This window comes from Streptomyces sp. NPDC045778 (genome assembly GCF_056431945.1).
Genome location: NZ_JBWKJZ010000007.1, coordinates 86,166 through 108,964, shown reverse-complemented (window position 1 = coordinate 108,964; position 22,799 = coordinate 86,166). Strand labels below are relative to the sequence as shown.

Below are 22,799 nucleotides of genomic sequence, written 5' to 3'. Positions count from 1 at the left end.
CCCCGAAGGGGCGCGGGGCTGGGCCCATGGATGCGGCTCCGCCGCGTGGGCGCGACCAGCCACAGGCGGCCCGCAGATCCCACGCACCGACATCACCCCTTGAAGTGTGCCAGCACATCGTACGGCGGCGGCAGCGGCCGCTCACTCGCCTTGTCCAGTCGCCGCACCTGATCCTCCGTCAACTCCCACCCCACCGCGCCCAGGTTGTCGGTGAGCTGCTCCACGGACCGCGCGCCGACGATCGGCGCGGTCACCCCCGGCCGCTGGAGCAGCCACCGCAGCGCCACCTGCGCGGGCGTGCGCCCCGCCTCCTCCGCGACGCCGAGCAGCGCGTCCACGACCCGCCAGGTCCCCTCCGTGGCGCGCTCGTCCCACGCCCCGCTGCCGCGCGCGCCCTCGGGCGGCGCCTCCATGCCGCGCCGGTACTTACCGGAGAGCCAGCCGGCGTGCAGAGGGCTGTACGGGATGACGCCCACGCCCTCCGCGCGGCACAGCGGCAGCAGCTCCCACTCGGCCTCGCGCGCCAGCAGGTTGTAGATCGGCTGGAGGCACACGTACGGCTCCCAGCCGCGCGCGCGGGCCACGTCGCGGACCTTCTGGAGCTGCCCCGGGCTGTGGTTGCTCGCGCCGAGGTAGCGGACCTTGCCCGCGCGCACCAGGGCGTCGAGCGTGGACAGGGTCTCCTCGATCGGCGTGTGCGCGTCCCACACGTGCGTCTGGTACAGATCCACATAGTCGGTGCCCAGGCGGCGCAGGCTCGCGTCCACGGCCGCCAGGACGTGCTTGCGGCTCAGCCCGCGCGCGTTCGGCCCCTCGCCCATGGGCAGGAACACCTTGGTGGCGATCACCAGGTCGTCCCGCACGCGGCCCTTGAGCCAGCGGCCGAGCACCTCCTCCGACATGCCCTGCCCGTAGACATCGGCGGTGTCGACGAACGTGCCGCCCGCCTCCGTGAACGCGTCCAGCATCGCGTGCGCGACCCGCTCGTCCGCCCCGCCACCGAACGTCATGGCGCCGAAGCACAGTTCACTGACCTGGAGTCCGGTGCTCCCCAGCCGCCGCTGTTCCATCGTGTGGCCTCCTCGAAGTCGCCACCAGGCTAAGCCGTGGCACCGACACCGCCCCCGGCTACTCCGCGGCGAGCACCGCGCAGGACTCGGCGGGCAGCCGGACGACCCCGTCCGCGCCCGGGCGCTCGACGGGCTCCCACGCCGCGAGCACGCGCGCGTGGGGCACGCCGGAGGGGACCTCGACGGCCCGCTCCGCGAGGTTCACCACGATTCGCAGGTCCCCGCGCCGCACGGCCAACCAGCCCGCGCCCGCGTCATGCGCGACGCGCACCGCGGCCAGATCGGAGTCGGTGAGGTCGCCCCGCTCCCGGCGCAGCGCGATCAGCTCGCGGTACCAGGCCAGCACGCGCGCGTGGTGGCCCTTCTCGCGCTCCGCCCAGTCGAGGCAGGAGCGCTCACGCGTCGCCGGGTCCTGCGGATCCGGAATATCTTCCTCCGCCCAGCCGTGCGCGGCGAACTCCCGCCGTCTGCCCTGCCGTACGGCCTGCGCGAGGCCGGGGTCGGTGTGGTCGGTGAAGAACTGCCACGGCGTCGAGGCCGCCCATTCCTCGCCCATGAACAGCATCGGCGTGAACGGGCTCGTGAGCGTCAGCGCGGCCGCGCACGCGAGCCGGCCGGGGGAGAGCGCCGCGGAAAGCCGGTCGCCCTGCGCTCGGTTGCCGACCTGGTCGTGCGTCTGCGCGTAGCCGAGCAGCCGGTACGCGGGGGTGCGCACGCGGTCCAGCGGGCGCCCGTGCGTCCGCCCCCGGAAGCTGGAGTACGTCCCGTCGTGGAAGTAGCCGTGCGTCAGCGTCTTCTCCAGGGCCCCGAACGGGGCCTCGGCGAAGTCGGCGTAGTAGCCCTGGGACTCCCCGGTGAGCGCGGTGTGCAGGGCGTGATGGAAGTCGTCGTTCCACTGGGCGTGGAGGCCCAGACCGCCGCCCGCGCGCGGGGTGATGAGCCGCGGGTCGTTCAGGTCCGACTCCGCGATGAGCCCGAGCGGCCTGCCGAGCCGCTCGGCGAGCGCGTCGACGGCCTCCGCCAGCTCCTCCAGGAAGGGCCGCGCCCGGGTGTCGCACAGCGCGTGCACGGCGTCCAGGCGCAGCGCGTCCAGGCGGTACTCCCGCAGCCAGGCGAGGGCGCTGCCGACGAGGTAGGCCCGCACCTCGTCCGAGCCCGGCGCGTCCAGGTTCACGGCGGCGCCCCACGGGGTGTGGTGGGTGTCCGTGAAGTACGGCCCGAAGGCCGGCAGGTGGTTCCCCGACGGGCCCAGGTGGTTGTGGACCACGTCCAGGACCACGCCGAGGCCCGCGGCGTGGGCCGCGTCGACGAACCGCTTCAGCGCGTCGGGCCCGCCGTACGGCTCGTGCACGGCCCACAGCGACACCCCCTCGTAACCCCACCCGTGCCGCCCCGGGAAGGGGCACACCGGCATCAACTCGACGTGCGTGACGCCCAGGTCCACCAGGTGGCCGAGGCGCCCGGCCGCCGCGTCCAGGGTGCCCTCGCGCGTGTACGTGCCCACGTGCAGCTCGTACAGGACCGCCTCCCGCAGGCCGCGTCCCGGCCACGGCGCGCGCCACGCGAACCGCCCGTGGTCGACGACGGCGCTCAGGCCGTCGGGCCCGTCCGGCTGCCGGGCCGAACGGGGGTCGGGCAGCGCGGGGCCGCCGTCGAGCGCGAAGCCGTACCGCGTGCCGTCCTCCGCCGCCGCCTCCGCGGCCCACCACCCGGGGCGCTCCGGGTCGCGCGCCATCGCCCGCGCGGTGCCCCCGGCCCCGTCCGGACCCGCGTGCTCCAGGACCAGGTCGACCCGCTCCGCGCGCGGTGCCCACACCTCGAACCTCACCGGCAGCCCCCCTCGTTGGCCCCTGTGTCGCCGTTCCTCCATGGTGCGCCAGAAGTGATCGCGGCGGAGGAGTTCGGCCGATTCTGGACACCCGGCCTGACCTGGCCGACAATCGTCGGCGTGACCCTTTCTTCCGCGGCTTCCCCCGAGTACGACACGCAGGCGGGGCGGGTGACCGACGCCGAGCGGGAGCGGGCCCTGGAGGTGCTCAGGGAGGGCGCGGCGCTCGGCCGCCTCTCGCACGACACGTTCGTCCGCCGCATGGAGCTGGCGCTGACCGCCCGCAAGCGGCAGGAACTGGCCGTGCTCACCGCCGATCTGAGTACGGAGAACCGCTGGACGCGGCTCGTGCTCTCCACCGTCGGCGCGGTCTCCGGCTTCGGTGTGAAGCTGCGCCGGGCCTGGCAGGCGGAGAAGCTGCCCAAGCTGCTGCTGCCGGCGCCGGGCGCGTATCCGCTGCGCATCGGCAGGGACCCGGCCAACGGCCTGCGGCTGAGCCACGACACGGTCTCGCGCGTCCACGCCGAGCTGATCCACCAGGGCGGCCTGTGGGTCCTGCGCGACCTCGGCTCCACGAACGGCACGTCCGTCAACGGCCGCCGGGTGATCGGCGCCGCCGTCGTGCAGGCGGGGGACCAGGTCTCCTTCGGCCATATGTCGTTCTGCCTCGCGGCGGCCTGAGCCCGGCCGCGCCCCCGGCGCCCGCCGCGTCACGTGCCGCGCACACGCGCGTGCCGGGCCGCCTCCACCGTCGTCCGCGCCTGGTGCTCGACCTGGCGCTCAAGGGGCACCCAGCGGGCCTCGAACCGGTCGGCGAAGGCCTCGCTCCACCGCGTCACCAGATGCTCCAGGCGGGGCGCCGCCCGGTCGTCCGCCTCCCGGAGGACCCGCAGGAGCATCGCGGCGGCCCGCAGCGGAAGCCGCCGCCCGAAGGCGTCCACGCTGCCGATGTACGCCATCGACGTCCCCGCGGGCGGCAGGCGGCCCCAGTCGTCGGCGAGCCCCGGCACCAGGCCGAGCGCCCACCGGGCCGCCCGCAACAGCGGCCCGTCCGTGCCCGGGAGCCGGGGCAGCGCGTCGCCGAGGACGTCCTCCACCAGGCCCGCGTCGTGCCGCAGGCGCCGCGCGAAGCCGCGCAGGGCCGCCCGGGGCGCCGGGTGCGCGGCCATGTCGCCCACCATGTCGCTCGCCCACATCGGCACCTCCACGATGGCCGTCACGCCGCCGTAGCGGTGCGCGTGGTGCCAGGTGGTGTGCCGGGCGTCCTCCGGCAGGCTCGGGTAGGCCGCCGCCGAGCCCGGCCCCGGCAGCACGTGGACCCCGGGCCCCGAGACCGGCCAGCCCGCCGCGTCCGACGCGCCCGTCTCCACCGGGATGTCGAGCCGCGCCGCCGACGCGGCGAACGGCGCGGCGAGCCCGGGGATGTCCCGGGTCAGCTGCACCCAGCTGCCGCCGAGGTCGGTGCAGTGCAGCGACACCTGCAAGTACGGCCGGAGTTCGTCGATGACGCCCTTGAGGGCGCGGGTCTCGGGCGGCAGGCGGTCCGGCGGGAGCACCGAGGGCGACCACTCGGGCTGCTCCGGGCCCGCGGGGCGGAAGAAGTGCCGGTGGTAGTCCAGGAGGGTGCGCGGCGCCGGGGTGCGGTGCAGGCTCGCGCCGTCCGGGTCCGCGCACAACAGGAAGTGCCAGGACGAGTCGGCCCGCAGCGCGGCGTCGCGCACCGCCCACTCGGCGAGGGCCAGGAGGGTCGAGCCGCCCGTGGGCTCGTTGGCGTGCGCGCCCGCCACCACGAGCACCGCGCGCGGGCGGTGCCCGACGGACAGCAGGTGCAGGGGGCGGCCCGCGCGCGAGGCGCCGACCTGGCGCAGCGCACACAGATCGGGACGGTGATCCGCCAGCTCCCGCGCGGACACGACGAGTTCGGGAACACTGGGATAGCGGTTCGCCGCCAGTTGACTCACCCCCGACTGGTCCGCTGACGCCATCCGCAGTACGCCACGCGCCGGTACGGGTGTCAAGGTCCCCGAAGGCGGGCTCCACAGAGCCCGCCCCCGGTGCACACGGCTCCGCTCGCGCCATCCGTCCCACCCCGGGCCGGTATGCCGCGCTCCGCGCGCTGCGCGCTCCCGGCGCCCACCGTCAGACGCGCTCCAGAAGAGCCACCGGAAGCGGCGCGAGCAGTTCGTCCACGCGCGTCTCCCCGTTGAACTCGCGCCCCGGCGTGAGCAGATCGTTCCACGCCCCCCGCGGCAGCGCGAGGGCCGTGTCGCGCCAGCCGCCCGCCTCCGCGAGGCGCAGCGAGAGCCGCGTCACCGCCACCACCACGCCCCCGGAGCGGCAGTAGGCCACGCAGTGCTCCGCGCGCGGCCCGGTCGCCGCCAGCGGCTCGTACGTGCTCTCGCCGCCGAACAGGCCGGGCCGCCGCGCGCGCAGCCGCAGCGCCGCCGCGGTGACCGCGAGCTTCTCGTCCGACAGGTCCCAGGAGTCCCGGCGCGCGCCGAGCCCCTCCAGCACGTGCCGGTCGAAGGTGGCGGGGCGGCGGTTGTCGGGGTCGACCAGGGCGTAAAAGGCGCGCTCCGTGCCCTGGTACAGATCGGGCACCCCCGGCATCGTCAGGTGCAGCAGCGCGCCGCTGAGGACGTTCACGCGCGCGTGCGGGGCGAGTTCGGCCGCGAGGCCGGCGACCGCGTCCATCGGAGGGCCGCACGGGCCCGCCGCGAGGAACGCCGTCACGGCCCGCTCGTAGCCCTCGTCGCGCTCCGTCCAGCTCGTGTGCAGGCCCGCCTCCCGCACGTGCTTCAGGAGGGCCTCCTGGAGCCTGGGGCCGTAGCCCCCGTGCTCGTTCCGCCCGGCTCGGGCGGCCGGGGCGAAACCCACCGCCGTCTGCCAGGCCGACCAGGCCAGTTGGGGGTCGGGCGCCCGGGTGCCGCCCGCGCGCGTGGTCTGCCGCGTCACCTCGGCGAGCAGCGCCTCCCACCGCTCGGGGGCCTGCGTGAGGACGCTGATGCCCGCCCGCACCTCGGCGCTGCGCTTGGTGTCGTGCGTCGTCAGGGCCGTGCCCGAGTACGGCCAGTCGCGCCGTACGCGCGCGCAGTACGCGTGGAACTCCGCCACGTCGAGCGCGGGCCGCCCCGGCTCGCCGCCCACCTCGGCCGCCGACAGGAGCGGCACGTGCCGGTAGAACGCCGTGTCCTCCACCGACTTGGCCCGCAGCGCCGCCGCCGTCTGCGCGAACCGCGCCCGGAACGCCGCGCCCCGCTCACCCTCCCCGCGCCTGCCGAGCGCCAGGTCCCGTACCGCGTCGACGGCTTCGGCCTCCTCGGGCACCGTGAACACCCGCCTGGCCTCGGCGGCCGCGCCCGCCGTCAGGACCGTCGCGGGGTCGGCGCCCCCGCGCGCGTAGGGCCGGTAGACCTCCAGGCGCACCAGCAGCTCCCGCAGGGCCGTCCGAAGGGCCCACGGGGCGTGGTCGCGCAGGCCGGGGTCCGCCGCGCACAGCGCGTCCGCCTCGCGCGTGAGCCGCTCCACCTCGGCGGCCAGCTCCCGCGTGACGACCTTGTACGCGGCGCGCCGCACGGTCGCGGGCCAGTCGCCGCCCCGGTCGGCGGCCGGCGCCGCGAACCTGCGGTAGCGGCTGCGCAGTTCCCGCGCGCCCGCCGCGTCCGTGAGCACCCCGTCGACGTGCCGCAGCGCGTCGTACCCCGTGGTGCCCGCCACCGGCCAGGCCGCGGGCAGGCGCTCGCCGTCGGCCAGGATCTTCTCGACGACCGTCCAGCGCCCGCCGGTCGCCTCGTGAAGGCGCTCCAGGTACGCCCCCGGGTCCGCGAGCCCGTCCGGGTGGTCGACGCGCAGGCCGTCGACCACGCCCTCGTCCAGCAGCCCGAGGACCGTGGCGTGCGTCGCGTCGAACACCTCGGGGTCCTCCACCCGTACGCCGATCAGGTCCGAGATGGTGAAGAAGCGCCGGTAGTTCAGCTCGGTGCGGGCCAGGCGCCACCAGCCGAGCCGGTACCACTGCGCGTCGAGCAGCCTCGGCAGCGGCAGCCCCTCGGAGCCGGCGCGCAGCGGGAACACCCGGTCGTGGTAGCGCAGCACCTCCCCGTCGACACGCAGCCGCGCAAGGTCCGCGCCGAGCCGCCGGCCGAGGACGGGCAGCAGCAGCTTGCCGCCGCCCGCCGCCCAGTCGACGTCGAACCAGCGCGCGTACGGCGACGCGGGCCCGTCGCGGAGGACCTCCCACAGCGCGCGGTTGTGCCGCGGGTCGGCCGCCATGTGGTTCGGCACGATGTCCACCACCAGGCCGAGCCCGGCCGCCCGGGCCGTGCGCGCGAGCGCCCGAAGTCCCGCCTCGCCGCCCAGCTCGCCCCGCACGCGCGCGTGGTCCACGACGTCGTAGCCGTGCGCGGAGCCGGGCACCGCCTCCAGGACCGGCGACAGATGCAGGTGCGAGACCCCGAGCGCGGCCAGGTAGGGCACCGCCGCCTCGGCCGCCGCGAACGGGAACCGCGGACACAGCTGCAACCGGTACGTGGCGGTGGGCGGCCGCGGGACATCGGGCGCGGGGCGCGGAGACGTCATGCGAACCTACGTACCCCCCTCGGCGGCTTTCGTGCCTTCGGCGCATGCGCGGGCCCGGGGAAGCGTCGATAGCGTCCGACGATGACCGAGAAGGCACGGTGCCCGCGAGGGGCGCGGGGCGCCCTGCTCCGGCGCACCGCCGGCACCTACCGGGAGGTGCTCGCCGTCACCGGGGCGGCGCTGCCGATGATGTCGTTCCTGGGGCGGCTGCCCGTGGCCGTGATCCAGTTCGGCAGCGTGCTCCTGGTGGCGGAGACCAGCGGCTCGCTCGCGACCGGGGGAGCCGTCGCGTGCGCCCTCGCCCTCGGGCAGGTCACCGCGGGGCCGTTCGCCGGGCGGCTCGCCGACCGGCGCGGGCAGCGCCCTGTCGTCCTGGTCCTCGCCGCGCTCAACGCGCTCGCCGTCGCCGCCTGCGCGCTCGGCGCCCTGCTGCGGCCGCCCACCCCCGTCCTGCTTGCCCTCGCGGTCCTGGCGGGCGCGAGCGTGCCGGGGATCGGCCCGCTGGCCCGCGCCCGCGTCGTGGCGCTGCTGCGCGGCCGCGACGCCCCGCCCGGCCTCGTCGGCGCCGCGCTGTCCCTGGAGTCCACGATGGACGAGCTGTCCTTCGTGCTCGGGCCCGCCCTGGTCGGCCTCGCCGCCGTCGCGGGCCACCCGGCGTACGCCTTCGCCGCCGCGGCCCTCCTGGTGGCCGTCTGCGGCACGGGCTTCGCGCTGCACCCCACGGCACGGGCGGTGGCCCCGGCCGCCGCCCCACGCGCGCGGGAGGCCCGCTCCGCGCTCCCGCGCGCGGCGTACGTCGTCCGCGTCGGGCTCGTCTTCCTTGGCGTGCTGCTCGGCGCCTGCGGGGCCGGGATCGCCGCGCTCACCGAGGAGCTGGGGGCGCCGGGACAGGCGGGCCTCGTCTACGCGGCGATGGGCGTCATGAGCGCCGTCGCGGGTCTGTCCATGGCCGCGCTGCCGGACCGCTTCGGGCTGCGCGGCCGCTGGCGCGCCGCCACGGCGGCCGCCGCGCTCCTGTCGCTGCCGCTGGTGTGGACGGACAGCCTGCCGGGCCTGTACGCCGTCGTGACGGTCTTCGGCGCCGTCTACGCCCCGAACCTCGTCACCGGCTTCGCCCTGACCGAGCGGGCCGTGCCCCCACAGCGCCTCGCCGAGGGCATGACGTGGGCGGCGAGCGCCTTCGTCGGCGGCCAGGCGGTCACGCTCGCCGTGGCCGGGCGGCTCGCGGAATCCCACGGCGCGGGCGCCGCGTTCGCGCTCGGCAGCGCGGCCGCGGCGGTGGCCTTCGCCGTCGCCCTGGCCGCGCGCCCGGAGGCGCCCCCGGGCGGGAGCGCCTCCGGGCGCGGGGGCGGCGCCGCCGACGCGCCTACGCCGGACGCTGCAACACCGTGAGGCTCCGGTGGGTCAGCGTCACGCGCTCGCCCGCCCGCACCTTGGCCCCCGTCCCCGGCGGCACCCCGTCCTCACGCGCCGTGTCGACCACCACCTGCCACTGCTGGCCCTGATTCACCGGCACCACGAACTCCAGCGGGTCAGGGGACGCGTTGAACATCAGCAGGAACGAGTCGTCGGTGATCCGCTCGCCGCGCGGGCCCGGCTCCGAGATCGCGTTGCCGTTGAGGAACACCGTCAGGGCCCGCGCCTGCGCCGCGTCCCAGTCCTCCTGGGTCATCTCCTCGCCCTCCGGCGTGAACCAGGAGATGTCCGACAGCTCGTCGTGGGTGCCCTCGACCGGGCGGCCGTGGAAGAACCGGCGCCTGCGGAAGACCGGGTGGTCGCGCCGCAGCCACGCCATCGCGCGCGTGAACTCCAGGAGGGTGCTCTCGCCATCGGGCCAGCGCACCCAGGCGACCTCGTTGTCCTGGCAGTAGGCGTTGTTGTTGCCGCCCTGGGTGCGGGCGAACTCGTCGCCGTGGCTGAGCATCGGCACGCCCTGGGACAGCATCAGCGTGGCGATGAAATTCCGCAGCTGCCGGTTCCGGAGTGCGAGCACGCCCGGGTCGTCCGTGGGGCCCTCGACGCCGCAGTTCCAGGAGCGGTTGTGGCTCTCCCCGTCCTGGTTGTCCTCGCCGTTGGCCTCGTTGTGCTTCTCGTTGTACGCCACCAGGTCGTGCAGGGTGAAGCCGTCGTGGCAGGTCACGAAGTTGATCGAGGCGAGCGGGCGGCGGCCGTCGCCCTGGTAGAGGTCCGACGAGCCGGTGAGCCGCGAGGCGAACTCCGCGAGGGTGCGCGGCTCGCCCCGCCACAGGTCCCGCACGGTGTCGCGGTACTTGCCGTTCCACTCCGTCCACAGCGGCGGGAAGTTGCCCACCTGATAGCCGCCCTCGCCGACGTCCCACGGCTCGGCGATCAGCTTCACCTGGCTCACCACCGGGTCCTGCTGCACCAGGTCGAAGAACGAGGAGAGCCGGTCCACCTCGTGGAACTGCCGCGCGAGGGTCGCCGCGAGGTCGAAGCGGAAGCCGTCCACGTGCATCTCGGTGACCCAGTACCGCAGCGAGTCCATGATCAGCTGGAGCACGTGCGGATTGCGCATGAGCAGGGAGTTGCCCGTGCCCGTGGTGTCCATGTAGTAGCGCGGGTCGTCCGTCAGGCGGTAGTACGAGGCGTTGTCCAGGCCGCGGAAGGACAGCGTCGGGCCGAGGTGGTTGCCCTCCGCCGTGTGGTTGTAGACCACGTCCAGGATGACCTCGATGCCCGCCTCGTGCAGGGCGCGGACCGCCGACTTGAACTCCAGGACCTGCTCGCCGCGGTCGCCCCAGGAGGCGTACGCGTTGTGCGGGGCGAAGAAGCCGATCGTGTTGTAGCCCCAGTAGTTGTTCAGGCCCATGTCGACGAGCCGGTGGTCGTTCACGAACTGGTGGACCGGCATCAGCTCCAGGGTGGTCACGCCGAGCCGGGTCAGATGCTCGATGACCGCCGGGTGCGCGAGGGCCGCGTAGGTGCCGCGCAGCTCGTCCGGCAGCTCCGGGTGCAGCATCGTCAGGCCCTTCACATGGGCCTCGTAGATCACGGTCTCGTTGTACGGCGTGCGCGGCGGGCGGTCGTCGCCCCAGTCGAAGTACGGGTTGACCACCACCGAGGTCATCATGTGCGGCGCCGAGTCCAGGTCGTTGCGCTTGTCCGGGGCGCCGAAGCGGTAGCCGTACACCTCCTCGCCCCAGTCGACCGCGCCGCCCACCGCGTGGGCGTACGGGTCAAGGAGGAGCTTCGCCGAATTGCAGCGCTGCCCGCGCGCGGGCTCGTACGGGCCGTGCACGCGGAAGCCGTACCGCTGGCCCGGCATGACGCCGGGCAGGTACGCGTGCCGCACGAAGCCGTCGGACTCGCGCAGCTCCACCGCCGTCTCCGACCCGTCGTCGTGCAACAAGCACAGTTCGACGCGATCTGCGGCCTCGGAGAAGACCGCGAAGTTCGTACCGGCGCCGTCGTACGCGGCACCGAGGGGATACGCCTGCCCAGGCCAGACCTGCATGTTGTCGACTCTTCCACGCTCGTCACTCCCGCGGGGGCTGCCTTGGCCAGAGTGTGCTCGAAAGTGGGGCAACCACAAAGGAGTTGAGTCCGTCTAACCGACTGACCACATACTCGACATGCCCATGAATTGGGCCCATGAGGGGAGATTGGGGGAGGATGTGCGCAAGCTAGTCAGACGCCACCTCGGGAAGGTCGTGGCGGGGGGCGCGCTCGCCGCGCTGGCCACCGCCGCGCTCGTGGCCGTAGCGCTGCCCGACCAGGCGGGGGCGGGGGAGACCGGCCGCAGCACGGCGGCGGGCGCCGCGGGCCGCGACGCCGTAGCGCCCGACGGCAGGGTGGAAGCCGCGCCGGACGAGGGTTCCGAGGGGGTCGGCAGCGATCCGCTGACCGACGCCGAGACCGAGCGGGCCCAGAAGATAGCGCTGAACAGCAACGGCCTGCGCTCCGCCGCACGGGACGTGGAAGGCGACCGGGGACCGCAGCGCCTGTCCACGAACCTCGCGGAGAACGAGCCGGGTGACTCCGGCGACGACGCCGCGCGACGCGCCGAGATCGTCTACTACGACTACAAGAAGGACGCCGTCGTCGCCAAGACGGTGAACCTGAAGACCGGCAAGGTCGAGACGACCAACACGGCTCAGAACGTCCAGCCGCCGCCCAGCGAGGAGGAGCTGGGCGAAGCCGCGCGGCTGCTGATCGCCGACGAGCACGGCAAGGGCCTGAGGGAGGACTACGAGAAGGCCACGGGCAAGAAGCTCGAAGGCCCGCGGGACCTGGACCTGAGCGGCTTCGTCTTCCGCAAGGAGACCCTCGCCAGCGTCCCCTCCGACCTCCAGGAGTGCGGCAAGCACCGCTGCATCCAGGTCGTGGCCAAGGTGAAGAACGGGCCGTGGATCGACACCCGGGCCTTCATCGTCGACCTCAGCGACCGCCACGTGGGCCGGGTCCGCTGACCGCCCGCGCAGGGCATCCACACCCGTCCGCCCTCCTCACTGAAGGAGCCTCCTTCGTATGCACGTCTCGCACGGCAACAGACTTCCGCGCGCCCGCAAGGCGGCCGGCACGGCCCTTGCGGTCTCCGCGCTCCTGGGTGCCGCGATAACCACCGCGGGCCCGGCCACCGCGGCCCCCAAGGCCGCCCCGCAGGCGCCCGCGGCCGACTGCAGCGCCTCCTACCGCATCGAGCAGACCCTCGACGGCGGCACGACCTGGCGCATGTGCTGGCACTACAACACGTACTCCGGGCTCATCCTCGACAAGATCAGCTACCAGCCCAAGGGCGAGCCCAAGCCCATCCCGGTGCTCACCAGCGCCCGCCTCGCCCAGATCCACGTGCCCTACGACGACGGCGAGGCCGAGTTCGACGACGTCACCGGCACGGACTTCGGCAGGAAGCTGCAGAAGCTCAAGACGAGCGAATGCCCCGGCGGCACCATCAAGACGGTGAAGGTCCCGGACGGGGGGAACGTCCCGGGCCTGTGCACCACCACCCGCGCGCGGGGGCACGCCTACCGCCTCAACAACGACGCGAGCACCGGCGGCACCGGCAAGGTCTACGCGTCCCAGGGCAAGGACCTGCTCGTCTACACCGTCAACAAGGCCTCCTGGTACGAGTACATCACCGAGTGGCGCTTCTCGTCGGACGGCACCATCCACTCCAACGTGGGCGCCACCGGCAGCCTCTCGCCGTACGACTTCGACGGCGGCGACGACCGCGGCTGGCCCATCGGCAAGGGCGACCAGGCCAAGGCCGAGAGCCACTCGCACAATGTCTTCTGGCGGCTCAACTTCGGCCTCGACGGCTCGCCCAAGTCCAAGGTCGAGCAGTACGACTCCAAGGTCACCCCGCCGGGCGGCCAGGGCAGCCCCACCACGAAGACCACCCGCACGCCCATCACCAAGGAGCTGACCGGCGACCGCCAGGACATGCGCTGGTGGCGCATGGTGAGCACGGCGGGCAAGAACAAGGACGGCCACCCCCGCAGCTACGAGTTCGTGCCCGGGGCCAGCCAGAAGCACGCGGGCAGGCCGTTCACCAAGCACGACATGTTCTTCACCGAGTACAAGAAGTGCGAGCAGTACGCGAGCAACAACATCGGGTGCCCCAACGGCTACCCGACCAGCGTCGACAAGTGGTCGAACGGCGAGACCCTGAAGCACCCCATCAGCTGGGTCAACATCGGCTTCCACCACATCGCCCGGGACGAGGACCAGCAGCCCATGCCGGTCCACTGGCAGGGCTTCTCGCTCGCCCCGCGCGACGTGACGGCCATGAACCCGCTCACTCCGCAGGACCTCTCCGGTGTGAACGGACGGCCGCGGACCTGAAGTCGCCGCACGACCCTGCCCATCCGGCTGCACCGCCCGCCGGTCCCGGAGTACTCTTCCTTGATCGTTGACCGGGGGAGAGTCCGGGGGAGCGGAAGGCGGTGCACGGGTGAGCTCGGAGGGGCGCGAGCTGCCCCCTGGTGACGAGGGTCACGAGGGGAACTCCGCGGACGTCCCGTCCTCGGCGGTGTCGTTGGCGCGGCCGATGGAACCGGTGTCCCAGATCGGACCCGAACTGGACTGGGACGCCGACGCCTGGCGCGAGGTGCGTACGCGCGCCCAGCGGGCCGGGCGGGCCTACATCTGGCTGAACCTCGTGGAACAGCGGCTGCGCGCGGTCGTGGCCGCTGTTCTGCGTCCCGTCTACGAACCCGTCCACGCCGACGACTGGGTGGTCGCCGCCGCGGGCCCCGCCGGGCAGGAGTGGGTGCAGCGGGCCGTCGCCGTGCGCGAAGTGAGCCGCCGCAAGGGCTACCTCCTCGACCCGGCCGACGACAACGTCCTCAGCTTCCTCACGCTGCCGCAGCTGCGCGAGCTGGTCGTCCAGCACTGGCCGTGCTTCGAGCCCTACCTCGACGACCGGCGCGAGGTCGAACTGGCCCTGGACGAGCTGGAGGTCACGCGCAACGTGGTCTCACGCAACCGCGCCCTGTCCCCCACGGTCCTCGCCCAGGCCGAGCGCGCCTCCGCGCGGCTCCTGGAGATCCTCGGCGCCGGCTCGGACGCGCCGTCCGCGCGGCGTCTGCCGGTGGACGCCGTGGAGCAGCTCGTCGGCGACCGGTACGCGGACGTCGTGGGCGTGCACGCGGACCGGGTGCGGCTGCTGAGGCAGTTCCCCGCGGAGGACCTCTTCGGCGATGCCCGGCGCGTCGACGCGATCGGCATAGGCCTGAACCTGCTGGTGCAGAACTTCTCGGGCCGCCGCCTGGTGCGGCTCGCCGAGTCCGGCTGCCGGGTCCGGCTGCTCTTCCTGAACCCGGCGAGCAGCGCGGTCAAGCGCCGGGAGCGCGAACTGGGTCTGAAGCGGGGCGAGCTGAGCCGGGCCGTCGAGTCGAACATCCTGCACATGCGGCGGGTGCGGTCGCGCCTGCGGGACCCCGGCGCCTTCGAGATCCAGGTCTTCGACGAGACTCCGCGGTTCACGGCCTACCTCGTCGACGGCGACGGCTCGGACGGCATCGCGGTCGTCCAGTCCTATCTGCGGCGCACGCGAGGCATGGAGGCGCCGGTCCTGGTGCTGCGGGGCGGTGGCCGCGTGGTCACGTCGGACGACGTCGGCGAGTACGGCCTTTTCGCGACATACCGGGAGGAGTTCGAGACGGCCTGGGCGGACTCGCGCCCGGTCTCGTAGGACGGCCCCCTCGCGCGGCAGCGGAATCCGGCCAGTCGATTGTCAGTGGCGCATGGGATCGTGGAGGCCACTGGGGGAACGCACCACGATGAAGGGGGCGGCCATGGGCTGGCACCGAGAGCTGCTGATCGGCTTCGACCTGGAGACGACGGGCACCGATCCGCACGAGGCGCGCATCGTCACGGGGGCGGTGGTCGAGGTCAGGGGCGGACAGGAGCTGGGCCGCCGCGAGTGGCTCGCCGATCCGGGCGTGCCGATCCCGCCGGACGCGGTGGCCGTGCACGGCATCACCGACGAGCGGGCCGCCGCCGAGGGACGGCCCGGCGCCGAGGTCGCCGACGCGATCGCCGGCGTCCTGGTCTCCGCCTGGCAGTCGGGCGTCCCGGTCGTCGCGTACAACGCGGCGTTCGACCTGACCCTGCTGGCCGCCGAGCTGCGCCGGCACGGGCTCGCCTCGCTGCGGGACCGGCTCGGCGGGGCCGACCCCGCGCCCGTGATCGATCCGTACACCATCGACCGCTCGGTGGACCGCTACCGCCGCGGCAAGCGCAATCTCGAAGCGGTCTGCCGGGAGTACGGCGTGGTCCTGGAGTCCGCCCACGACGCGTCGTCCGACGCCCTCGCCGCGGCGCGGCTCGCCCGCGCGATAGCCGACCGCCACGCCAAGGTCGCCGACCTCGGCCCGGCGGACCTGCACCGGAGCCAGGTGGAGTGGTACGCGGACTGGGCCGCGGACTTCCAGTCCTTCCTGCGCCGCAAGGGCGACCCCACGGCGGTGGTCGACGGCACCTGGCCCCTGCGGGAGCCGGCGGAGGCCGTGGCGCCCTAGCCGAGGTGTCAGAAGGGGTGCCAGCGGACCGTCGTGTCGCCCTCGCGGAGCGAGGCCACGCGGCGGCGGAATTCGGCCAACGCCCGCTCGTTGGCGGGCGCGTGCTGGGCCACCCACGCGCAGCTCGCGGTCTCCCGCGCCCCGCGCAGCACCCCGCACCCCTCCCACTCCCGCACGTCCCACCCGTACACCCGGGTGAACTCGTCGTAGGCGTCGTCCCCGAGCCCGTAGCGGTCACGGGACAGGGCCATCACGACCAGGTCGTGCTCACGGACGTCCGACGAGAAGGTCTCCAGGTCCACCAGGACGGGCCCGTCCGGGCCCGCGAGGACGTTGCGCGGCAGGGCGTCGCCGTGGATCGGCCCCGGCGCGAGCCGGGGCACGAGCGCGGCGGCCGCCGCCGCGAAGCCGTCCCTGCGCTCCCGGAGGTAGTCCGCGTCGGCGGGGTCGATCGCGTCCCCGGCGAGCCGCAGCCACCGCTCCACACCCCCGAGCAGCTCACGCCGCGGCAGCTCGAACGGCGGCGCGGGCAGGGCGTGCACGAGCCGCAGGAGTACGGCCAGGTCGCCGGGGCGCGCAGGGCGCACGGCCGCGGGCAGCCGGTGCCAGACCGTCACGGGATGCCCCTGGACCAGCCGGGGCTCGTCCTCGGCGGGCCGCACGGCGGGCACCCCGGCGTCCCGCAGCCAGGCGGCGACGGCCAGCTCGCGCCGCGCCCGGTCGAGCAGCTCCGGCGCGTCACGGCCGACCTTGACCACCAGGTCGCCCACGGCGAACACCGCGTTCTCCCCGAGGGCGAGCAGCTCGGCGCCCGCGCCGGGGCGCGCGTCGAGCCCCGCGGTGCTCAGCACTTCCCGTGCCCGTGCCTCGTCCATCCCTTGCCTCCCGCAGCCTGTGCCTCACCGTGCTCCGCGGTGGTCACAGCCGGACCCGCCGCCGCGCAAGTGTCGCATTCGTACAGGCCAGCCGGACTTCTCGCGTGCGCGGTCGCTTGACGTATCCCGGTCGCGTCAGCACGATGACGGAGGCCGTCAGGTCGGCCAAACCGTCATCATCCGCCCAAAGGAGCAGATTCCGTGACGTTGGCGACCGCGCGGGCGCGGTCCGGCAGAGGCTCGAAAGGCCCCGGCCGCCGCTCCGGCAGAGCCGTGGACCACGGCGCCTGGTTCCTGGTCCTGCCCGCGCTGCTCCCGATCCTGGTGCTGAGCGTCGGCCCGCTGCTCTACGGCATCGCGCTCGCCTTCACCGACTCCCAGTCGGGCCGCACCGAGCCCACCGAGTGGATCGGGCTCCTCAACTTCCGGGACCTGTGGCAGGACACCCTGTTCTGGGACTCCTTCCGGATCGGCCTGCTCTGGGCGGTCGGGGTGACGGTGCCGCAGTTCCTGCTCGCGCTCGGCCTCGCCCTCCTGCTCAGCCAGAACCTGCGGTTCCGCTGGCTGGCCCGGGCGCTCGCGATCGTCCCGTGGGCGATGCCCGAGGTCGTCGTCGGCATCATGTGGCGGCTCGTCTACCACCCGGACGCGGGCATCCTCAACGAGTCGCTGCGCGACCTCGGCCTCGGCGACGGCAGGGACTGGCTCACCGGCCTCGGCACCGCGCTGCCCGCCGTCATCGTCGTCGGCGTCTGGGCGGGCATGCCGCAGACCACGGTGGCCCTCCTCGCCGGGCTCCAGAACGTGCCCCGCGAACTGCACGAGGCGGCCGCGATGGACGGCGCCGGCGCCTGGCGCCGCTTCACGACCGTCACCTGGCCCGCCCTCAAGCCGATCGCGCTCGCCATCACCGCGCTCAATTTCATCTGGAACTTCAACTCCTTCGCCCTGGTCTACGTGCTCACCAACGGCGGCCCCGGCGGACGCACCCGGCTGCCGATGCTGTTCGCGTACGAGGAGGCCTTCCGCTACGGCCAGTTCGGCTACGCGGCGGCGATGGGCTGTGTGATGGTCGCGGTGATCTCGGTGCTGCTCGCCGTGTACCTCGCGGGCCGGCTGAGGGGGGCGGACGAGCGATGACCGTTCGTACGAAGGGGGCGGCGCGCACGAGGAGAGGCGCGCGCGGGACGGGGGCCGCGCGGGCCGGGCAGTACCTCGCGCTCCTCGCCTACCTCGTCTTCCTCGTGTTCCCGTTCCTCTGGCTGATCTCCACGTCCTTCAAGCCGGCCGGGGAACTCGGCAGTCTGCACCCCACCTGGATCCCGAAGGACCCGACCCTCGCCAACTACCGCCAGGCCTTCGACGAGCAGCCGCTCCTGCGGGCCGCGGGCAACTCGCTGCTCGCCGCCCTCGGCGCCGCCGTGATCGCCGTCGTCATCGCCACCCCGATGGCGTACGTGATGGCGCGCCACCGCACGCTGCTCGCCCGGGCGGCGACCGGCTGGGTCGTGGTCAGCCAGGCCTTCCCCTTCGTGCTCGTGATCATCCCGCTGTTCCTCGTCCTGAAGAACCTGCGCCTGATCAACTCGCTGCCGGGCCTGATCATGGTCTATGTGGTGTGGGCGCTGCCGTTCGCGCTGTGGATGCTCGTCGGGTACGTCCGCGCCGTGCCGGTGGAGCTTGAGGAGGCCGCGGCGGTCGACGGGGCGGGGCGCCTGCGCACGCTCGTCTCCGTCACCGCGCCGCTGCTCGCGCCGGGCATCGTGGCGACGGCCCTGTTCGCCTTCATCACGGCGTGGAACGAGTTCTTCTTCGCGCTCGTCCTGCTCAAGACCCCGGAGAAACAGACGCTGCCGGTCGTCCTCACGCACTTCATCGGCGCGGAGGGCGTGGCCGACCTCGGCCCGCTCGCCGCCGCCGCGTTCCTCGCGACGCTGCCCTCGCTCGTCGTCTTCGCGCTCATCCAGAAGCGGATCACGAGCGGCATGCTCGCCGGGGCGGTGAAGAGCTGATGCGGCGCGCACGCGCTCTCGCCGCCGCGGCCGCCGCGCTCGTCCTGCTGCTCGCCGGGTGCTCCGGCGACGGCGGGGACTCCGGCGGCCGGATCACGCTGCGCTTCCAGTCGCTTGCCTGGCAGCAGGAGTCCGTCGCGGCGAACAAGGAACTCGTGGCGGAGTGGAACGCGCGCCACCCCGACGTCAAGGTCGAGTACGTCCAGGGCAGTTGGACGAGCGTCCACGACCAGCTCCTGACCTCCTTCGAGGGCGGCGAGGCCCCGGACGTCATCCACGACGCGTCCGACGACCTCGCGGACTTCGCGTACGGCGGCTACCTCGCCGACCTCAGGAAGCTGCTGCCGCGCCGCCTGCGTTCCGACATCCCCCGGGCGAGCTGGGACACGACGACCTTCGGCGGCAAGGTGTACGGCGTGCCCTTCCTCCAGGAGCCGCGCGTGCTCATCGCCAACGCCACCTGGCTGAAGGAGTCCGGCGTCCGGATCCCGACCCCCGACAAGCCGTGGAGCTGGGCCGAGTTCCGCGCGGTCACCGGCGAACTGGCCGACGGCAAGGACAAGTACGGGGTGGCGTGGCCCTTGAAGGAGCCGGTGTCGGCCACGCTCAACCTGTCGCTCTCGGCGGGCGGAAGGCTGTTCCACCGGCGCCCGGACGGAAAGGCCGAGATCCGCTTCGAGGACGCCGACGCGGTGGTGCCGCGCACCGTCCACGACCAGGTCAACGTGGACGGCAGCGCGTCCGGGGCCACCCTCGGCATGGGCGGCTCGGACACGCTGCCGGGCTTCTTCGGCGGCAAGTACGCGATGGTGCCGCTCGGGTTCTCCTACCGCCAGCAGATCGCCCAGCAGGCGCCGAAGGGCTTCGACTGGCGGGTCCTGCCCGCGCCCGCGGGGGCGGACGGGCTCGCGCAGGGCGTGAGCCCGCAGACCCTGTCGGTCGCCGAGGACAGCCCGCACAAGAAGGAGGCGGCCGCGTTCATCGACTTCTTCCTGCGCCCGGCCAACATGGTGCGGCTCGCGCGCGGCGACTGGATGCTCCCCACCGGGCGCGAGGCCCTCAAGGACCCGGCGCTGCGCACCCGGAAGGACGACTGGGCGACGGGCACGGCACTCGCCCGGCACCTGCGCCCCGCCCCCGCGCAGTCGGTGCGCGGCTACCCCGAGTGGTCGGACAAGGTCGCCACGCCCGCGCTCCAGGAGTACTACAGCGGCGCGATCGGCCTGGACGAGCTGAGGAAGCGCCTGGTCGAGGACGGGAACCTGGTCCTGCGCCGCTATCAGCGCTGAGCGCGGGGCCCGGGGAGCCCGCCCGGGTCCTCAGACGCCGACCGACTCCTCCATCTCCTCCTCCTGGGCGGCGGCCGTGGGGGTGGGGGCGGCCGCCACCGCGGCCCGCCGCCGCTCGACGAGTCCCGCCACCGCCGTGAGCAGCGCGCCCACGGCGAGCCAGGCCACCAGCGTGCCCACGTGCCCGCCGAGGCCGTGGCCGCCGAAGTACAGGTGGGCGCGGACGCCCTCGACGAAGCCCGCGCCGTTCCAGAAGGCGTGCAGGGAGCCGTAGAAGCCGCTTTGCAGCTCGGGCCGGAAGAGCCCGCCGGAGCTGGTGAAGTTGAGCATCACGAAGAGGACCATCATCGCGAGCGTCGTCCAGCGCTTGAGGAACGTGTGCAGGCCGACGCCGATCAGCAGGATGCCCGCCGAGTACAGCCAGGACATGGCCCACACCCCCCACAGCCCGTGGTGCGCGAGGTGGAACACCGGTCCGGCGAGCGCCGTGCCGATCAGGCTGACGGCGAAGGCGACGCCGACGGCGAGGCCCGCGCGCACCCGCATCCGCAGACCGCCACCGGCGGCGCCGAGCGCGGCGACGGAGGCGTACGAGCCGATGCTCACCGCGACGAGCAGGAAGAACAGGCCCTGGCCCGTCGGGTCGTCGGAGACGGGCGGCGCCACGTCGGTGACCTTCAGGGGGGTGCCCTGGGCGGCGGCGATGGGCGTGAAGACCTTCTCGGTGGCCAGCGCGCTCATGTCGGACCCGGCGGAGGCGACGAGCAGTTCGGGGGCCTTGGCGTCCGGGAGGTAGGCGCCGGATATGTCGAGGGACTTCAGCTCGTCCACGGCCCGGGCGCGCGAGGGCAGCGTCCGGACGTCGAGGGCGTCGCCCGCCTTGTCCGCGACGGACCGGGCGAAGGCCTGGGCGTGGGCGTCCGTGCCGACGACGGCGACGGGCATGTCGTGCGGCTCGGGCGTGACGAACGCGCTCATGTAGGCCAGGCCCATGCCCAGGCACATCAGGAGCGGGGTCAGGAGATGGACGAGGACGTGGCGCAGGGGGCCACGAGCAGGCGCCTGCATGCGGATCTCTCCAGGGGGTCGACAGAGATGGTCGAGATAGTTGGCATATACAACTCTTACGTCATGTTGTACTGTACAACCATTGGCGCCGGGACGGAAACGCGGGACGTGACGCGGGTGTGGCCGGGGCCCGGCGAGGTGGACGCGAGGAGGCGGAGGGGTCGTGGCCGACCGGGACGACGCGATCGAGACGATCCAGCGGGAGATGACGGCGTTCGCGCGGCGTGCGCGCGCCACCGCCGCCCGGATGCACCCCGAGCTGTCGCTCGTCTCCTTCACCCTCCTGAGTCATCTGGAGTACCAGCAGGGCTGTCGCGCCACGGACCTGGCCGCGCACTACACGCTGGACAAGTCGACGATCAGCCGACAGGTCGCGGCCCTGGAGAAGGCGGGCCTGGTGGAGCGCCGCCAGGACCCGGCCGACCACCGCGTGCACGTGCTGCACCTGACCGAGCGGGGGGTGGGGGTGCTCGCGCAGGTCACGGACAGCCGCCGGATCGCCTTCCGTGAGCGGCTCGCCGACTGGAGCGGGCCGGACCTGGAGCGCTTCGCGGAGTATCTGCTGCGGTACAACGCGGGCGCGGAGGGCGGCCCGGGGTCCGGGGGGCTCGCCGAGTAGCTCCCGGCCCGGGGCGCGGGGCGGGCGGCCGCGGAAGTATCGCGAAAGTGCCGGGCATGTATTGCACGAGACGTATCGTCTCGCTTATGGTCGGCGCATGACCCCACGCAAGCGTGCCCACATCGCCATGTTCTCCATCGCCGCCCACGGGCACGTGAACCCGAGCCTGGAAGTGATCCGGGAGCTGGTCGCCCGCGGCCACCGCGTCACGTACGCGATCCCGCACGCCTTCGAGGAGAAGGTCGCCGAGACCGGCGCCGAGCCCGTGCTCTACCGCACCACCCTGCCCGGCGCGGACGACGACCCGGAGGCCTGGGGCGAGACCCTGCTGGACAACGTGGAGCCGTTCCTGGCCGACGCCGTCCAGGCCCTGCCGCAGCTGGCGGCGGCGTACGAGGGCGACGAGCCGGACCTCGTCCTGTACGACATCACCTCGTACCCGGCCCGGGTCCTCGCCCGCCGCTGGGGCGTGCCCGAGGTCTCGCTCTCGCCGAACCTGGTGGCCTGGGAGGGGTACGAGGAGGAGGTCTCCGAGCCCATGTGGGCGGAGCCCCGGCGGACCGAGCGCGGCCGGGCCTACTTCGAGCGCTTCGAGAACTGGCTGGCGGAGAACGGGATCGCCGAGCACCCCGATCCTTTCGTCGGCCGCCCGCCCCGTTCGCTCGTCCTCATCCCCAAGGCGCTCCAGCCGCACGCCGACCGGGTCGACGAGAGCGTGCACACTTTCGTCGGCGCCTGCCAGGGGGACCGTGCGGCGCAGGGCGACTGGGAGCGTCCGGCGCACGCGGAGAAGGTGCTCCTCGTCTCGCTCGGGTCGTCCTTCACCAAGCAGCCGGACTTCTACCGCGAGTGCGTCAAGGCCTTCGGCGATCTGCCCGGGTGGCACGTGGTGCTCCAGATAGGCCGCCACGTCGAGGTGGGCGAACTGGGTGACGTGCCGGCCAACATCGAGGTGTGCCGGTGGGTGCCGCAGCTCGCGGTCCTGCGGAAGGCGGACGCGTTCATCACGCACGCGGGCGCGGGCGGCAGCCAGGAGGGTCTCGCGACCGGGACGCCGATGGTCGCCGTGCCGCAGGCCGTCGACCAGTTCGGCAACGCCGACATGCTCCAGGGCCTCGGCGTCGCCCGTCATCTGCCGAAGGAGGAGGCCGACGCGCGGACGCTGCGCGAGGCGGTGCTCGCGCTCGTGGACGACCCGGAGGTGGCGCGCAGGCTGAGTGAGGTGCGCGCGGGGATGCAGGCGGAGGGCGGCACGCGGCAGGCGGCCGACCTCATCGAGGCGGAGATCGTGCGTGGCCGGCGTGACGGTGGCGTGAAGGCCGAAGGCGCCGAAGACGCGGACGCGTGACCGTTTGGTGGTGCTTCCGGGTCGGTTGGACGGGATTGGGCCTTGGTCCGGGATGGCCCGGCACGGCGTGACATAACGCTCTGTGAGGCCATTTGGTAACGGTCGGGTGATTCGGTAACGCTCGGAT

Annotated in this window: 18 protein-coding genes; 11 read left to right on the top strand and 7 right to left on the bottom strand. The window is 73.7% G+C overall.

Going from position 1 to position 22,799, the window contains the following annotated elements:
* Nucleotides 1-92: 92 nt before the first annotated feature.
* Complete coding sequence (locus AC07GB_RS11470) at nucleotides 93-1,070, bottom strand: aldo/keto reductase (RefSeq protein WP_478843984.1); 978 nt, start codon at nucleotides 1,068-1,070, stop codon at nucleotides 93-95.
* 58 nt (nucleotides 1,071-1,128) lie between these two features.
* On the bottom strand, nucleotides 1,129-2,898 hold the full coding sequence (gene treZ, locus AC07GB_RS11465) for a malto-oligosyltrehalose trehalohydrolase (RefSeq protein ID WP_478843982.1): 1,770 nt from the start codon (nucleotides 2,896-2,898) through the stop codon (nucleotides 1,129-1,131).
* Between the two features lie 120 nt (nucleotides 2,899-3,018).
* On the opposite strand from treZ, the gene AC07GB_RS11460 reads away from it, so the two are divergent.
* A complete protein-coding gene (locus AC07GB_RS11460) occupies nucleotides 3,019-3,579 on the top strand; it encodes an FHA domain-containing protein (RefSeq protein WP_478843980.1) in 561 nt (186 codons plus the stop codon).
* Between the two features lie 29 nt (nucleotides 3,580-3,608).
* Here the strand turns inward: AC07GB_RS11460 and AC07GB_RS11455 are convergent, their stop codons facing one another.
* Both AC07GB_RS11455 and treY read right to left on the bottom strand, forming a co-directional pair.
* The gene (locus AC07GB_RS11455) at nucleotides 3,609-4,883 is read right to left on the bottom strand and encodes a M14 family zinc carboxypeptidase (protein WP_478843978.1); all 1,275 of its coding nucleotides are present in this window, start codon (nucleotides 4,881-4,883) and stop codon (nucleotides 3,609-3,611) included.
* 154 nt (nucleotides 4,884-5,037) lie between these two features.
* Nucleotides 5,038-7,476, bottom strand: a complete 2,439-nt coding sequence (gene treY, locus AC07GB_RS11450) for a malto-oligosyltrehalose synthase (RefSeq protein WP_478843976.1) — start codon at nucleotides 7,474-7,476, stop codon at nucleotides 5,038-5,040.
* An 81-nt stretch (nucleotides 7,477-7,557) separates the two neighbouring features.
* Here treY and AC07GB_RS11445 point away from each other — a divergent pair, with 81 nt between their 5' ends.
* On the top strand, nucleotides 7,558-8,868 hold the full coding sequence (locus AC07GB_RS11445) for an MFS transporter (RefSeq protein WP_478843974.1): 1,311 nt from the start codon (nucleotides 7,558-7,560) through the stop codon (nucleotides 8,866-8,868).
* Here AC07GB_RS11445 and glgX read toward each other — a convergent pair.
* Nucleotides 8,843-10,951: a glycogen debranching protein GlgX gene (gene glgX, locus AC07GB_RS11440; protein ID WP_478843972.1), complete on the bottom strand. Its 2,109-nt coding sequence runs from the start codon at nucleotides 10,949-10,951 to the stop codon at nucleotides 8,843-8,845. The two genes, AC07GB_RS11445 and glgX, sit on opposite strands and share 26 nt — an antisense overlap.
* A 160-nt stretch (nucleotides 10,952-11,111) precedes the next feature.
* Between glgX and AC07GB_RS11435 the strand changes: the two genes are divergently transcribed.
* The 4 genes from AC07GB_RS11435 to AC07GB_RS11420 all read left to right on the top strand — a co-directional run bounded on the left by AC07GB_RS11435 (nucleotide 11,112) and on the right by AC07GB_RS11420 (nucleotide 15,461).
* The gene (locus AC07GB_RS11435) at nucleotides 11,112-11,906 is read left to right on the top strand and encodes a Tat pathway signal sequence domain protein (RefSeq protein ID WP_478843970.1); all 795 of its coding nucleotides are present in this window, start codon (nucleotides 11,112-11,114) and stop codon (nucleotides 11,904-11,906) included.
* 58 nt (nucleotides 11,907-11,964) lie between these two features.
* On the top strand, nucleotides 11,965-13,281 hold the full coding sequence (locus tag AC07GB_RS11430; RefSeq protein ID WP_478843968.1) for a copper amine oxidase: 1,317 nt from the start codon (nucleotides 11,965-11,967) through the stop codon (nucleotides 13,279-13,281).
* 109 nt (nucleotides 13,282-13,390) lie between these two features.
* Entirely contained in the window at nucleotides 13,391-14,632 is a 1,242-nt protein-coding gene (locus AC07GB_RS11425) for an SAV2148 family HEPN domain-containing protein (protein ID WP_478843966.1), read from the top strand.
* Nucleotides 14,633-14,735: 103 nt separating this feature from the next.
* Nucleotides 14,736-15,461 (top strand): exonuclease domain-containing protein, encoded by a 726-nt coding sequence (locus AC07GB_RS11420; RefSeq protein WP_478843964.1) that lies wholly within the window; start codon nucleotides 14,736-14,738, stop codon nucleotides 15,459-15,461.
* 8 nt (nucleotides 15,462-15,469) lie between these two features.
* Here the strand turns inward: AC07GB_RS11420 and AC07GB_RS11415 are convergent, their stop codons facing one another.
* Nucleotides 15,470-16,336, bottom strand: a complete 867-nt coding sequence (locus tag AC07GB_RS11415) for a phosphotransferase (protein WP_478843962.1) — start codon at nucleotides 16,334-16,336, stop codon at nucleotides 15,470-15,472.
* Nucleotides 16,337-16,537: 201 nt separating this feature from the next.
* Here AC07GB_RS11415 and AC07GB_RS11410 point away from each other — a divergent pair, with 201 nt between their 5' ends.
* Genes AC07GB_RS11410 through AC07GB_RS11400 form a run of 3 tightly spaced genes read left to right on the top strand, consistent with a single transcriptional unit; the run spans nucleotide 16,538 to nucleotide 19,637 of the window.
* A complete protein-coding gene (locus AC07GB_RS11410) occupies nucleotides 16,538-17,476 on the top strand; it encodes a carbohydrate ABC transporter permease (protein WP_478843960.1) in 939 nt (312 codons plus the stop codon).
* A complete protein-coding gene (locus AC07GB_RS11405) occupies nucleotides 17,473-18,348 on the top strand; it encodes a carbohydrate ABC transporter permease (protein ID WP_478843958.1) in 876 nt (291 codons plus the stop codon). The genes AC07GB_RS11410 and AC07GB_RS11405 overlap by 4 nt, the downstream gene beginning before the upstream one ends.
* Nucleotides 18,348-19,637, top strand: coding sequence for an ABC transporter substrate-binding protein (locus tag AC07GB_RS11400; RefSeq protein WP_478843956.1), 1,290 nt, complete (start codon nucleotides 18,348-18,350; stop codon nucleotides 19,635-19,637). The genes AC07GB_RS11405 and AC07GB_RS11400 overlap by 1 nt, the downstream gene beginning before the upstream one ends.
* A gap of 30 nt (nucleotides 19,638-19,667) precedes the next feature.
* Here AC07GB_RS11400 and AC07GB_RS11395 read toward each other — a convergent pair whose 3' ends face one another.
* Nucleotides 19,668-20,705 (bottom strand): hypothetical protein, encoded by a 1,038-nt coding sequence (locus AC07GB_RS11395; RefSeq protein WP_478843954.1) that lies wholly within the window; start codon nucleotides 20,703-20,705, stop codon nucleotides 19,668-19,670.
* A 163-nt stretch (nucleotides 20,706-20,868) separates the two neighbouring features.
* Between AC07GB_RS11395 and AC07GB_RS11390 the strand changes: the two genes are divergently transcribed.
* Both AC07GB_RS11390 and mgt read left to right on the top strand, forming a co-directional pair.
* On the top strand, nucleotides 20,869-21,324 hold the full coding sequence (locus AC07GB_RS11390) for a MarR family winged helix-turn-helix transcriptional regulator (protein ID WP_478843952.1): 456 nt from the start codon (nucleotides 20,869-20,871) through the stop codon (nucleotides 21,322-21,324).
* Nucleotides 21,325-21,421: 97 nt separating this feature from the next.
* Nucleotides 21,422-22,672 carry a macrolide-inactivating glycosyltransferase gene (gene mgt / locus AC07GB_RS11385; protein ID WP_478843950.1) on the top strand — a complete coding sequence of 417 codons (1,251 nt, stop codon included), beginning with the start codon at nucleotides 21,422-21,424 and terminating at the stop codon, nucleotides 22,670-22,672.
* Nucleotides 22,673-22,799: the final 127 nt, after the last annotated feature.

What these genes read in the sequence shown, in the direction of transcription:
- AC07GB_RS11420 (WP_478843964.1), top strand. Translation starts at nt 14,736, where the DNA reads ATGGGCTGGCACCGAGAGCTGCTGATCGGCTTCGACCTGGAGACGACG.
- AC07GB_RS11400 (WP_478843956.1), top strand. Translation starts at nt 18,348, where the DNA reads ATGCGGCGCGCACGCGCTCTCGCCGCCGCGGCCGCCGCGCTCGTCCTG.
- AC07GB_RS11455 (WP_478843978.1), bottom strand. Translation starts at nt 4,883, where the DNA reads ATGGCGTCAGCGGACCAGTCGGGGGTGAGTCAACTGGCGGCGAACCGC.
- AC07GB_RS11415 (WP_478843962.1), bottom strand. Translation starts at nt 16,336, where the DNA reads ATGGACGAGGCACGGGCACGGGAAGTGCTGAGCACCGCGGGGCTCGAC.
- AC07GB_RS11395 (WP_478843954.1), bottom strand. Translation starts at nt 20,705, where the DNA reads ATGCAGGCGCCTGCTCGTGGCCCCCTGCGCCACGTCCTCGTCCATCTC.
- mgt (WP_478843950.1), top strand. Translation starts at nt 21,422, where the DNA reads ATGACCCCACGCAAGCGTGCCCACATCGCCATGTTCTCCATCGCCGCC.
- AC07GB_RS11445 (WP_478843974.1), top strand. Translation starts at nt 7,558, where the DNA reads ATGACCGAGAAGGCACGGTGCCCGCGAGGGGCGCGGGGCGCCCTGCTC.
- AC07GB_RS11470 (WP_478843984.1), bottom strand. Translation starts at nt 1,070, where the DNA reads ATGGAACAGCGGCGGCTGGGGAGCACCGGACTCCAGGTCAGTGAACTG.
- glgX (WP_478843972.1), bottom strand. Translation starts at nt 10,951, where the DNA reads ATGCAGGTCTGGCCTGGGCAGGCGTATCCCCTCGGTGCCGCGTACGAC.
- AC07GB_RS11405 (WP_478843958.1), top strand. Translation starts at nt 17,473, where the DNA reads ATGACCGTTCGTACGAAGGGGGCGGCGCGCACGAGGAGAGGCGCGCGC.
- treY (WP_478843976.1), bottom strand. Translation starts at nt 7,476, where the DNA reads ATGACGTCTCCGCGCCCCGCGCCCGATGTCCCGCGGCCGCCCACCGCC.
- AC07GB_RS11430 (WP_478843968.1), top strand. Translation starts at nt 11,965, where the DNA reads ATGCACGTCTCGCACGGCAACAGACTTCCGCGCGCCCGCAAGGCGGCC.